This is a genomic window from Sulfidibacter corallicola (assembly GCF_017498545.1).
In the GTDB taxonomy this organism is placed as follows: domain Bacteria; phylum Acidobacteriota; class Holophagae; order Acanthopleuribacterales; family Acanthopleuribacteraceae; genus Sulfidibacter; species Sulfidibacter corallicola.
This window is the reverse complement of the sequence record NZ_CP071793.1, coordinates 10,753,603-10,767,093: the sequence shown is the minus strand read 5'-3', so window position 1 is coordinate 10,767,093 and position 13,491 is coordinate 10,753,603. Positions and strand designations below refer to the sequence as shown.

The 13,491-nt window shown below is 61.5% G+C and carries 5 protein-coding genes; 2 read left to right on the top strand and 3 right to left on the bottom strand.

Annotated elements, in window-relative coordinates; genetic code table 11:
* Positions 1–41: 41 nt before the first annotated feature.
* Together J3U87_RS32000 and J3U87_RS31995 are read left to right on the top strand one after the other, a co-directional pair.
* Positions 42–1,154 (top strand): hybrid sensor histidine kinase/response regulator, encoded by a 1,113-nt coding sequence (locus J3U87_RS32000; protein ID WP_237379874.1) that lies wholly within the window; start codon positions 42–44, stop codon positions 1,152–1,154.
* Between the two features lie 756 nt (positions 1,155–1,910).
* Positions 1,911–3,389, top strand: coding sequence for a M81 family metallopeptidase (locus J3U87_RS31995; RefSeq protein ID WP_237379873.1), 1,479 nt, complete (start codon positions 1,911–1,913; stop codon positions 3,387–3,389).
* A gap of 117 nt (positions 3,390–3,506) precedes the next feature.
* Here J3U87_RS31995 and J3U87_RS31990 read toward each other — a convergent pair whose 3' ends face one another.
* The 3 genes from J3U87_RS31990 to J3U87_RS35090 all read right to left on the bottom strand — a co-directional run bounded on the left by J3U87_RS31990 (position 3,507) and on the right by J3U87_RS35090 (position 13,096).
* A complete protein-coding gene (locus J3U87_RS31990) occupies positions 3,507–4,541 on the bottom strand; it encodes a linear amide C-N hydrolase (protein ID WP_237379872.1) in 1,035 nt (344 codons plus the stop codon).
* A gap of 964 nt (positions 4,542–5,505) precedes the next feature.
* Entirely contained in the window at positions 5,506–7,494 is a 1,989-nt protein-coding gene (locus tag J3U87_RS31985; protein ID WP_237379871.1) for a PPC domain-containing protein, read from the bottom strand.
* Positions 7,495–7,699: 205 nt separating this feature from the next.
* Positions 7,700–13,096, bottom strand: coding sequence for a S8 family serine peptidase (locus J3U87_RS35090; RefSeq protein WP_272932439.1), 5,397 nt, complete (start codon positions 13,094–13,096; stop codon positions 7,700–7,702).
* Positions 13,097–13,491: the final 395 nt, after the last annotated feature.

Below are 13,491 nucleotides of genomic sequence, written 5' to 3'. Positions count from 1 at the left end.
AAACGATGGAACCACGCCGTGATTGACTTCCAGGATGAGCCATGAAGCACGACCTTCGATCCCGTATCTTGATTGTCGACGACACCCGGGCCAACCTCAAAATATTGGGTGCCTGCCTGCGGGACCGTTATGCCGTCTCGGTCGCGACCAGCGGCCGCGCCGCCCTGGAGGTGGCCCGTTCGCGCACGAACCCGCCGGACCTGATCCTGTTGGACATCGTCATGCCGGACATGGACGGTTACGAGGTGTGCCGTTTGTTGAAGGCTGATCCCCAGACCGCGCGGATTCCGGTCGTCTTCGTATCGGCGCTGAGCGAGACCGGCGACGAGGCTCGGGGCCTGGGGCTGGGCGCGGTCGACTACATCACTAAGCCATTCTCCGCCTCGATCGTTCGGGCACGGGTCAAGAATCACCTGGAACTCAAGCACGCACGCGAGGAGTTGGAGCGCCAAAACGAGATTTTGCGCGAGTACAACCGCATGCGCGAGGACATGGAGCGCATCTCGCGCCACGACATGCGAACGCCTCTGAACGCGATCATCAACCTACCGCAGTTGATCCTCGAGGAGGAGGAACGCGACATCGACGAAGATTTGCACGACTGCCTGACGACCGTCATGCGCGCGGGGTACCGGCTGTTGGACATGATCAACCTGTCGCTGGACCTGGTCAAGATGGAGCAGGGCACCTACGCCTTGAAGCCCGAATCGGTGGATATCGCCGCCACCTTGCGCAAGGTCGCCACCGACCTGGAGACCCTCTCCCGGGGAATGGACGTCGGCGTGGACATCGACGTGACCTACGGCGAGCGACCGGTCTTGGTGTTGGCCGAGGAGCTGTTGTGCTACTCGATGATGGCCAACCTGATCAAGAACGCGATCGAGGCGTCGCCTGCCGGCGAGACGGTGCGGGTCCAGGTGCAGGCGGGGCCGTTGACGAAGGTGGTCGTGCACAATCGGGGAGCGGTGCCGGAGGCGGCCCGCGCCAATTTCTTCGAAAAGTACAACACGGTCGGCAAGGAGGGTGGCACCGGATTGGGCACCTACTCGGCGCGCTTGATCGCCGAGACGCTGGGCGGCGGCGTCGCCTTCGAGACCTCGGAGGCGGAAGGCACCCGCGTGACGGTAAGCTTGTTGCCCTTCGCCGCGTCCTGAGCGCGCCGCTAGGATCGGGAACCCACCGAAGCGACCCATGCAAGGAGTACCCGTCAGCCGAGAGTGGCGTGGTGCCAGGTAGGTTCGGCTGCCAGCCGAACTCGCCGGAGTGGTGCAAGCAAGGCGTACCCGTAAGTCGAGAATGGCGTGGTGCCAGGTAGGTTCGGCTGCCAGCCGAACTCGCCGGAGTGGTGCAAGCAAGGAGTACCCGAAAGCCGAGAATGGCGTGGTGCCAGGTAGGTTCGGCTGCCAGCCGAACTCGCCGGAGTGGTGCAAGCAAGGAGTACCCGAAAGCCGAGAATGGCGTGGTGCCAGGTAGGTTCGGCTGCCAGCCGAACATCTCGAAGTGACGCATGCGAGGAGTACCCGAAAGCCGAGAATGGCGTGGTGCCAGGTAGGTTCGGCTGCCAGCCGAACTTGTCGAAGCGAAGAAAGCAAGGCGTACCCGAAAGCCGAGAATGGCGTGGTGCCAGGTAGGTTCGGCTGCCAGCCGAACATCTCGAAGCGAAGTAGGCAAGGAGTACCCATCAGCCGAAAGTGGTGCAGTGCCAGGTAGATTCGGCTGTGGCCGTTCGGATAGTTCCATTCGAGCAAAGCACAGACCGTGTCGACCCATTCCCTCCGACCGATCCCCCATACCGGTTCTCCAAAACGCCAACCCCAGTTCCTTTACAAGATCGAGTTCGCCCGAGGCTGGCTGAAAGCTGGATTTGGTGTTAGGTTTGGGGCAACAGACTCGAATTTTTGGGGTTGGTCATGAAAATCTTGATCGCCATGATGAAGCACGAGACCAATACGTTCTCGCCGATCGTCACCGACTGGCAGCGGTTCGAGAACTGGAGCGCGCACTTTGGCCACAAGGCACTGGCGTTTTACGAACATACCGGAATGCCCGTGGCAGCCTACACCAAACTGGCGCGTGAGGCCGGCGCGGACATCGTCTTTCCGGTTGCCGCCGAAGCGATGCCCGCCGGCATCGTCACCGCGGAGGCCTACGACCGGGTGAGCGATGCGATTTGCGATGCGGTCGTTGCCGGCTGTGATCTTGCTCTGCTGGATCTACACGGTGCCATGGTCGCAGAAACCACGTTGGATGGCGAAGGTACCCTTCTGGAGCGGATTCGATCGATCGCGCCCGACCTACCCATTGCCGTGACCTGTGATTTCCACTGCAATTTGACCCGAAAAATGGTAGACAACTGCACCGCCCTGATCGGTTACAAAACCTACCCTCATGTGGATATGTACCAAGTCGGAATGCAGGTGGGCAGGATCGTTTTGGACAGCGTGGCCGGCAAGGTCCACCCGGTCATGGTGCACACGCAACTGCCGCTGCTTTCCCATACACTGAAGCAAGGCACGGACGACCAGCCGGTAAAATCGTTGATCACCGCCTGTCGTGAAGCCGAAACACGGGATTCGGTTCTCGCGGCGACCTTTTTTGGCGGGTTTCCGCTGGCCGATGTGCCGGATGCCGGTTCGAGCACGGTCGTCGTCGCCGACGCCGACAAGCTGGTCGCCGAGCGGCAGAGCAGGGACATCGCCGACCTGGCCTGGCGCCAACGAGCCCACTTCGTTTACCACGGCAGCTCCTTGCCGGAGACCATCGACGAGGCCAAGCGGCTTTCCGAACATCCCGTGATCTTGCTCGACCATGCAGACAATTGTGGCTCGGGTGGGACTCAGGACGTCATGGCGGTGATCAGGGAACTGATCGAACGGGATCTGGATGGCGTGGCCGTGGCGGCCGTCTGTGATCCGGAGGCCGTGGTCCACATGCAACAGGCGGGTGTCGGTGCCGAAATGACCCTCATGCTCGGCGGGAAAACGGATATGCCTTCGCTGTCACTCGAGGCAAAGCCCCTGCAGGTGAAGGGCACGGTGCGGGTGCTGACCGATGGACGTTGGACCGTTCGGGGTCCCATGTACACGGGTGTCCAGGTCGATATGGGGCCCAGCGCCGTCTTCGACACCGGCAAGGTGAAAATCGTGGTCGTTTCCGTCCATCACGAACCTTGGGACCTGGGTGTGTTCACCTCGGTGGGCATCCAGCCCCAGCATGAAAAATACCTTCTGTTGAAATCACGGATTCACTATCGCGCGGGCTTTGCGTCGATCGGAAAAAAAACGCTTCTGTGTGATGGCGAGGGCGTCACCACCTCCCGCAACGAATTGTTGGATTTTCAAAACCTGCGGAGACCGATCTATCCCCTGGATGAGGACGTGGTGTTTTGATACTCGCGGCGGGATCGCTGTGGGTGGGCCCCCTCGGGTGCCCATCACCGGCGGGACGCCGTACGCTTCGCGTGCCCGGATTTCGAAGGTGCCAAGCGCGCGGTGCTCGGCACCGCCTCAGTCATCGAAGGGTTTGGTCTCCTTCACCTCGGCGGTCAGGTCGATCGAGTTCGGTCGTTTGGGTACCTTGAACTGTTTGCCGTTCATTTCGTCGAGCCGAACCCCGTCCAATTCCACCGAGAAGACCTGCGGCGAATGGTAGTAGCGCACCGAGTAAATCTTGCGTGCGAGGTCCTTGACCACCGCCCACTGGGTGTGATCGCTGATGGTGTGGCCGCTCCGGGCTCTGAACCGCGCGGTGCCCTGGGGGATGTCCACGGTGTTCAGCACGTGAAAGCAAAGGTTGGTCGCGTCGTCCAGATCCTCGGCGGGGAAGGCGTTCTTCACCATCATGGTGGTCCGCACGAAGCGGCTGGGCGGGGTGGGATCTCCCGGCAGTTGCGCCAATCCCGAGCCGTGCCCGGTCTGGTTGAGGCTCAGCTCGCCCAGTTGCATCGGTTCCCGGTCCCAGGGTGAGATGCCCACGAAGTTGCGCAGATTCTGAAGATGCCAGGCGAAGGGTGGGTCGTTGGTGAGCACGCCGATCGGATTGTCCTGGATGTGGATCCGGCCCTCGAGGAATTCGATGACGATGCTGTTCCCCTTGGCGTCGTGAACCGGAAAGTGCAAAGGCAGCAAACTGCTCAACAACTTGGGAAAACCCACCTGGACCACGCCGTGCTTCAGCGCGTCCCACACTTCTTCGCAGGTGGCGAAACTGCTGAGGACCCAGTCGGTGAAGTTGTCGATGGAGAGACCCCGGGAGACCTGGGTAATCGTCTGGTACTGGGTTCCCGGCAGCCAGAGCGCGCCCGTGGCCAGGCCCATGCTGTTGATGCCGTCGACGCAGATCGGGAAGTCGAACACGTTCATGCCGACGAAACCGTACCGGCCCTTCCAGGTAAATCCGAATTCGGGACCGGAAAGGCGTTGGTCGTAGGCGTGGTTGGGCGCTCGGAAAAAGAGCTTGGAGTGGAGGGTCTCGGCGAACTCCATGCTACGCCCGTTCACGCTCCCGGCTTTACCAACGTTGATCACGAAATCTGTGCACAATGGGAACTCCTTCTTTGGGTTTGGTACCTCGCTGCGGGGTCGCAGCGACCAGTTCGAACGGGCCGTCCACGACACGGCGACGGCCACGACCGCGGAGGTCATGCCTGGCGAGGGGAGAGAAGGATAAGGGATGGGAAAAATCGGATATTTAGAATAACAAGGAGTTCACAGTTTTTCTCGAAAAAATTACAAAATTCTTTTCTGCTCCTTTGAAATGAAAATTGACGCCTCGTTCCTTTCGGGTCTTGGCGCATCCGGAGAGTTCGCTTGGAACGAATCCGTTTGGAATGCCTAAATGTCGAGAGATTTGTCGTGGCCGGTAGGTTCCGCAGGGGCGGTAAGCCCGCCGGCTGAACAATTCGAAGTGATTCATGTTGGTGTTCGATTAGGGAGAAAATCGGCTTCGCTTTTTGGTGTAATTGGCTGTTGTTGCTTGGGTTGTTTCGATTGGTCGGCCCAGCGGGCCAACCTACAGGCCTGACGCTCCTCTTGCGATGCGGGAACTTTGGACATTACGGCTTCGGATTGGGGGCGTGAGGGGAATGACCGGCTTCGCTCTTTGGTGTAACTAACTGTCGTTGATTGGGTTGCTTCGACGCGTCGGCCCAGCGGGCCAACCTACAGGCCTTACGCCCCTCTCCCGATGCGGGGACTGTGGGCATTGCGACTTCGGTGAGGTACGGTTAGGCAGATTTCCTGCTTCGCTCTTTGGCGCAATTAGTTGCTGTTGCTTGGGTTGCTTCGATTGGTCGGCCCGGCGGGCCAACCTACAGCCTTTACGTCTCCTACGCGTGTGCGGGCTCTCCGCAACGGCTCGCTTCGCGTTGTGTCTCTCTCGAAATCAAGCGGGGCGCACGCCCCGTGTGTGCGGTGCTCGGTCGCAGCGACGAGGGACCCGACAAAGCAAAAAAGCCGGGGTCGTCGACCCCGGCTTCGGTTCGGCCTGTGGACATGGAGGCGGTGCTCAGTGCCAAAAGACTCTTAAATTGGTGCCGAAAGGTCCCTGGCAATTGACCACGACTTGGTACTTTCCGGCAATGGGTGAGGGGATCGTGATGTTCTCCGCGTTGCCGGATCCTTGAGAGCGGTATTCGATGGACGTATGGATGTCGTGCCACACGAACAGGTCCACGTCTCCCGAGCCGTCGCCGGTGGTGAAGACCAGGTTCGTGGCGCCCGCGGGCACGTTGACGTAGAACTCGAATCGCATGAAGTTCGGGCCAAAGAGGCTTACGGTCTGGCCGTTGGTCAATTCACTGCCCCAGCCGTGGTTGTTCGATCCGTCGCCGGACTCGTCCCAACTGACGTTGAGGACCGCACCGGAGAAATTCGAATGACCGTTGACCGTGAAGAAGTATTTCCCGGCGTTGGGAGAGGCGATCGTCACCGAGTCGTTGTTACTGCCGTTGGTCGACTTGTAATCAAAGGACGCCGTGCTCGCCGCGGCGCCGTATTTGACGTAGAGATCGGCATCGCCGCTACCACCGCTCATGGTGAAACGAAGGTTGGTGGCCCCGGCGGGGATGTCGGGCGTCCAGAACCGGATGCTCTGGCCCTTGGTGCCGGAGACGTAATCCGTCATGCCGTTGCCCAGTTCGCCTCGCCAGCTCGGAATCTCATAGGTGATCTTCACTTCCTTGGCGAAGAATTTGGTTTTCCCATAAACCATGAAATAGGCTTTGCCGGCGGGAGGATTGGTGATGTTCAGGACCTCGTCGAGACCGTAGACGGTCGATTTGGCGTCGTAGGAGAGCGTGGTGGGCGGCTCGCCGAATTTGACATAGACGTCGGGGTCGCCGTTGCCGTCGATGACCTCGATCCTGAGGTTGTCGGCGCCCGAGGGAACGTTCATCTGGAAATCGATGAATTTGTCGACATCGGCGGTGGCGTTGAGCCAGGTTTCACCGTTATTGAGGAGCTGGATGTCTTGGGTGTCGTACTTGCGCAGGACCTGCGGGATCAAAGGTTTCTTTTCCGCGTGATAGGCGGATTGGCAACCCCAGCGAGGCGGCCCCATGTATTCGGTGTGCAGACGGTAGACGATCGCGCCGTCGGAGAGATTCATGGCGTAGTCGACGCCATCGCTCATGGATTGGGGCGTGGAAGTGGCGCACACGATTCGGCAGTTTGTTCCATCCCAGTCAAAACAAATGGGATAACCGGTGGCATAAATCAGCGTGTAGATCGGGGTGCCCGGCAGGAGACCCTCCCTGATCCTGTCCAGTTGGCCGGGAATCACGTCGGGCTTCTCGGGGCCCCGGAATTTGCACATTTCGTGGGTGTCCCCGTTCTCGCACTCCTCGGGAGTGTAGAACACGGGAAAGACCACGCCGTCGAAGGAATAGCCGGACCCGTATTTGAAGCGGTCCAAGACGCTTTTGTCGAGCAGAAAACGCTCCTGGTAATAGGCGGTGATCAGGAGTTCCAAGGGGCGTCCCGAACCGTCCAGGGCTTCGCGCATCCTGACCAACTCGCTCTCGCTGTAGTGTTGCTTGTTGGCGCCGAAATAGGCCGGGCTGAAGTCGTCGAAACACACACCCGCCAGGTTTGGATGATTCGGGGCCATATCGGCGACATCCTGGACACGACCGAAGAGATCGAAATTGGGATTGTATTTCCAAACCTCGGTGGTGGGCATGGCAAAAACCCTGATGGTTGGATCCGCTTGGTAGAGACGGGTGAGGAAATCCGGAAAGAGGTTCCAGTGTTTGTCGCGACCGATCATTTGATAAAAATAAGTATTGGAGTTACTTTCCACGACATCGCGAACCAGGTTGTCCAAATCGACGCCCTTGGGGTCGTTTTCGGAAATGACACCGTCCAGGTTGAGCGGCGTTGAGGTCCAGTGATTCATACCGGACCAGGTGCCCCGCATTTTTTCGTTTTGTGCGGAGAGTGGAGCCATGACAACCGGTATCAGGCTCACCAGCAGGATTGTCTTCAAGTAGTTCATGCTGCCTTCCTTGCGTTCTCAGGGCCTCCTCGGAGATACGAGAGGGCCTCTCTTGGAGAAATCCCCTTTGAAAAGGCAACCCGCCAAAAAAGATGAAAAAAATCCGAGTTTTCAGCAAAGGCAGCCCTGGTCGGAAGGCGGGCGTTTCGTGATTCGGTGGTACGGGCGGCGATCCGCTTAAGCGACATCACCGCCCGGAATCCGGTTAGAACGCGATCGTCAGCGCACGTGCGGTCATCGCCTCGGTGTCGCGTGCCACGCTGAACTGGTACCCGCAGAAACGGTCGTCCGCGGATCCGATGAACAGCATCGAGCCGATGGCCTCCACGTCGCTGAGGCCCATCCGCTCGCGAAGCAGCGCGCGGTTCACCACCACGGCGCCGTTCGCCGGCACGACCAGTTGCAGCAGGTCGTAGTGGTTTTTCCGATGATCGTAGACGACGCCGTGAACGGTCGCCGGCACGTCTCTCCGGTTGATGAGCTTCACCGTGGAATCGACGTTGGCGCTCCAGGCCAGGTCGTTGGCCAGCAGGACGTTGCCCGAACGATGTTGCGGATGGATCTGCTCCTGGGCATGGCTGGCCATGTAGGCCGACGCGACCTGGATGTCGGCCTGGACTCGTTGGCGCAGGTACACGGGTTGCGACGAAGTGAACGCCACGTAACTGCCCCTCGGCGCCTTACCCTCCTGGAAGGTGGCGAAGAGATGGTTGTAGGTTTCCAACAGCTTGCCCTGCTGCGGATCCACCACGACCGAGCGGGCCGAGACTTGCCGGCCTTGCGGGTCGATCAGGCGGAGCTGCACGATGGCGGGACTGTCGGTGGGGTTGTCCAAGAACAGGTACTTGCCCCAGTCCGGCAGGACGCCCTCGATTTGGGGCTGCGCGTGGTTGGGCTCGACCGTGGCCACACCGAGCTCGTCGGCTTCGGTGGTGCGGCGGCAGTCCCACAGCATGAGCGGCACGTCGGAGGTCCAGGTGAGCGAGGTGAGCGCCTCGACGGATGCGTCTTCCGGCAACATCTGATGGGGCTCCCACACCACGGTGTGCCCTTGGGCCAGGTGCAGGACGTGCTCCGCCAGAACCTGGTTGGCCGCGTCGCGCAGCACCAGTGTGACGGTGGCGTCGCCGCCCGGAGTCAGGTGGCCCGGGTTGACGGCGATCAGTTTGGTGAATTGCTCCTTGAGCCAGGCCGGGTGAAAGGTGACCAGGCCACGGGTGTTACCAACCAATGCAGGCTCGATTTCGTGCCGGCGTCGATCGTTGCCCGCGATCGCGTCGACGTGGAAGGTGTGCGAGGCGATCACGCCGTAGCGCGCGGCCGCCGCACGAACATCCGCATCGAACACCTCGTCGAGACGGAAGACCTCGTGGTCCTTGCCGGCAATGCGGCTCCCGCGACCCTCGGCGATGCGGACACCCGCCGCGTCGTAGGCCACGATCCCGAAGCCGATTTCATCGGCCGCCCACCCGCCGGCCACACTGACCGTTTGGATGGTGTCTCCGATCGATCTCAACGAGGGGAAACTGTACTCGGGGAAGGCCTGTTCGGTCTGGTCCAGCTCGTCCGCCAGGGTGGTGCTTCCGAGCAGGTCCAAACGCTGGCGTCCATCCTGGGTCACGGGGACCACGGTGATCTTCGAGCCCGGATATTGGAAGAAATCGATGCCGAGGTGGATTCCGGAGCCTTGGAAACGGCCCAGCAGGCGGCCTGGCCGATTGCCCCAGTCCCAGTAGACGTTGAAGCCGCCGAGCGCTTCATCGCCCAGCAGGCCGCCGTCCCAGAACACGTGGGTACTTTCCCAACCGGATCGGAACACCCGAACGCCCGTCACCGGCTGGTCCACGCGGCTGGGATCGCACAATCCCAGGTGTCCATCCGCGTTGGGTTCCGCGATGAACCCGTCCAGGAGGTGACCGATCTTGGGCCTGAACGGATCGAACCACATGAGGCCGGGGAGCCCGCGGGCCTGCAACAGGTCCAGGTCGGCACAGTGGGTTTCGTCGAAGGGGTTCGCTTCGAGGTGGACCAGGCGAAGATCGGGGTTGTTCAGGATGGGGACTTCCGCCAGTTGGTTCGCGGAGGCGTCCAGCGAGACCAAGACATCTACGGCGGACAGGTCGGGTAGCTCGGTGAGCCGGTTCCCCGCCAGGTTCAGCACCATGACGGTGGCCGGAAGCGGAGGCAGGGTCGACAGGCGATTGTGGCTCAGGTCCAGGTGGGTCAGGATCCTTTGCGGCAAACGATCGACGTGCGTGATCTGGTTGTGGCCCAGATCGACCTCGAAGAGTCGGTCGTTTTCGAACTCGGGGAATGCCGTGATCCGATTGTTCCGCGCCGACAGGATCAAGAGCTGCGGCGGCAAGGTCGGCAGTTCCGTCAATTGATTGCCGTCCACTTCCAGAATTTCGATCGACGCCGGTAGATCCGGCAGCTCCGTCAGTTGGTTGAACCGGGCGCGGAAGTAGGCCAGACCCTCCGGCAGTGGCGGCAGCTCCGTCCATTGGTTGCCGTCAAGGTTCAGGTCGTGCAGGTGTTCCGGCAAACCGATCAGCCCGGCCGGGCCGGTCAGGTAGTTGAGATTCAGGGTGCTGACCCGCGTGCCGTCCGAGAAGTCGAGGGGCTTGGACAACATCAGGCGCGACAGCGTCAGGATCGCGACCGATTCGGGCAGATCCGGCAGGGTTCGAAACGCCAGGTCGTGCATCACGAATTCGAAACTGACCTTCCGCGGCAGCGATGCCACGTATCGAAGCGGCATGTTCATCAGGTAGCCGTCGTCCAGGCTTTGCGGCAAGGGACCCAACCGGGCCACATTCAAACCCTGGAGCACCAGCAGGTCCATCTCTTCCCGGGGCAGGTTGGGCAGCGTTTCGAGGGGGAGCTGCACCAGGACCAGCTCTTCCAGGCCGGCGGGCAGATTCGGCAGCGAGCCCAGCGGCATGTTCTCCAGTTGCAGGGCGCGCAGGCTTTCGGGCAGTTCGGAGATCGTCTCGGCTCGTGCGCCGGTGACGATCAACGTGTGCATCGCCTCGAAGCTGGAGAGATCGGGAAGGTGGACGGCGGGATTGTTCTCCAGGATCAGGGTGTGAACGCCGTTGGCCCACTCCAGCCCGCGGTAATCGGTGATGCCCAGGGCGGGGATTCGCAGCAGGCCCTGGTAGGTGGCCAGTTCCTGCGTGACCAGGCGGTCATCGCCGTTGCGGTCGAAGATGTCCATCAGGTAGGCCTGAAGGTTGAGGTCGGGAATCGACACTTCCATGGCGGCCTCGATGTTGAAGGGCGCGCTGGACACCTCCTGGCCGTCGCTGGCCAGAACCAGTCGGTAGCCGCCCGGTGCCACGTCGGGTACCGACCAGATCGCCAGGCCGGCACTGCCGCCGATGGCCACCGAGGTCCCCGCGACCGGTTCCCCGTTGCGGGCCAGATACAGTTCGACGGGGGCGTCCGGCGCGTCGTGGTTGTGCCACAGCAGGGGATGGGTCTCGCCTTGGCGCACCGTGCGCTGCGTCATGTCCGTGAGGAGGGTCAGTCCGCCTTCGGCGTGGAGCGCGGCGCCCACGTCGAGCCGGCCCATGCCGCCGACCTTGTTTTCGAGGTGCGGCAGGCGATCGGCACTGGCGATGAGCCGCATTTTCACCGCGTGGGGGCTGAGGTCCGGGTCTTCGGCCAGCAGCAGGGCCGCCGCGCCCGCCACGTGGGGCGCCGCCATCGATGTCCCGCTGAGGTACTTGTAGGCGTGCGGGTAGTCGCTGTCGGGATCGACCTCGAGAGTGGACGAGGTCAGGACCAGGTTGTCGATTTCCACGCCGTAGGTATCCTCGTCGCCGTCACCGGCCGTGTAGACCAGGCGGAATCGAATGGATTCGGGCGTTTCGCTGTAGAGCAGCGGGATCTCCAGGTGGTAGTAGGATTTGGCATGGTAGTCGATGCTGGTCGGCAACACCCGAAAGTAATCCTCCCAGGCGCCGTCTTCCCAGAGTTGGAACACGAATTGGGCGTCCCCGCCCAGTTCCGCCGTGATGTCCACGGCCAGGTTCAGAAAGGCCAGAAAGCCGGTGGCACCGTCGGGGATCGGGATGCTGGAGGAGGTCATGGCGCTTTCGCCGGAGGAAGTGCCGGCCACGCGCAGGGCCTTGTTCTCGGGGCCGCCGTGTCCCGTGGCGTTCACCGCGAATGGGGGTGTGCCGTCGTTCACGTAGCCGTCGGGCAGGCGCCCTTCCGGCACCGATTGAAAGTCTTCCGCGTACAGAACCCGACTGGGCAGGTAGGTGCTGAGCACGGTCGAACCTGGCGCCGCGATCTGGACGTGGGTGGGGCTGGTGTTGGAGTAGGATGCCAAGCGATCGGCCGAATCGGTGGCGGCGACGCTGATGGTATGCGACATCTGAAAGGCGGCCGGGTAGCTGTCCAGCCATTGCATGCCCGTGCCGATTTGCTGGCTTTCGTTGCCGGCGGCGATCGAGACGAACACCCCGGCTGCGGCAGCGTCTTCCAGGGCGGCTTTCACCAGCTCGCTGGGGTAGTTCATGCCCCAACTGGCGTTGATGACGTCGGCGCCGTTGGCGATCGCGTAGTCCAGGGACTTGGCCAGGATGAAATCGTTGGTGCCGCCAAATTCCGTGAACGCCTTGACCGCCATCAGGGAGACTTGCTGGGCCACGCCGCTCACGCCGGCCTGGTTGTCCGCGACCGCACCGACGATCCCGGCCACGTGGGTGCCGTGCCCGAATGCGTCGTCGGGATCGCTGTCTTCCGAGTCGAGGCTCGCCGCGAAGTCGAACCCGTGCACGTCGTCCACGAAGCCGTTGCCGTCGTCGTCCACATCGTTGCCGGGAATCTCGCCCGCATTGCGCCACAGGTTGGCGGCCAGGTCGGGGTGATTCAAATCGATGCCGCTGTCGATGATGGCGACCACCACGTCGCGGGAACCGGTCTGCGTCCGCCAAGCCGCTTCCGCGTCGATATGGGCGTCCGGGTGCGGTGGCGGGCTGTAGAATTCGTGCACCGTCTGGCTGTTTTTCAAACCGTATTGATAAGGGTAGTAGGGATCGTCGGGAGCCGTGTAGAGCGTGGCCGCCTGCACCGGCAGGACCTGCAGCTCGCCGCTCTTGTGGCGGACCTTGCCGCGGGCCTCTTCGAGCGTGCCACCCTCGGGCAGGGCCACCAGCGCGTAGTAGCGGCCCGTGTGGGTGGTGAACTCCGAGATCAGTTCACCCTGAATGTCGGCGAGCGTCGTTTTCAAAAGCTTGCCGCGCTTCGACATCGAGCTCGCCGGCACGGCCAGGATCACTTGCGAAGCTTGCGTTGCCGCGGCGGGTGCCGCGTCACCGGGTGCGCGCCGCGACTGGGTGCGCTCGATCCAATCTTCGATGTCCAGGGGGCGTGTGGCCCTTGCGGTTGCGGCGTCCCGTGGCTCCGGGCGAGGGGTTCGCATTTCGGGTGTGCCCTGCGCGGTGCGATAGATCTTGGGATAGGTCGCGGCGGAGGGTCGGGGAGGGGAGAGTGGGCCGGTCTGATCCTGTGCGTTCAGCGCCTGGGTGGTCATCCAAAAGCACAAGGTGATCAAAAACATCTGCTTCGTGCAGGTCAATGGCGTCATTCGTGGCAAACCTCGATACTACTTAATTAATGAAGAAAGTGTCCGAGAACGGGTCTCCAATCGGTCCTCGGTGCCTTTCCCGCTATGCCCGCCGGAAGAACAACTTCTGTGCCATGGTGAGCCGATTCGTGTGCCGCGAAAAAAAGGGCCCAAGATATTCTTTTTCAAATTGTTGGCCTCGCGAAGCGATGGGTGGCTCGACGTAGGCGGGCCAAGGGTTCGACGTCTGGATCCAACCAAGAAGTGGCGCTTGGCGGTGAGATTGGTGAAAAAAACGACCTTGAAAAAATGTTTTCTTGACGATCGATCGCGGCCTGGTGCGGTCACGGGGCACCCGATATCGTAACGTGACAAATTGTCACGTAACTGAAAACAGCCCGAGTCGCTGCCGGATG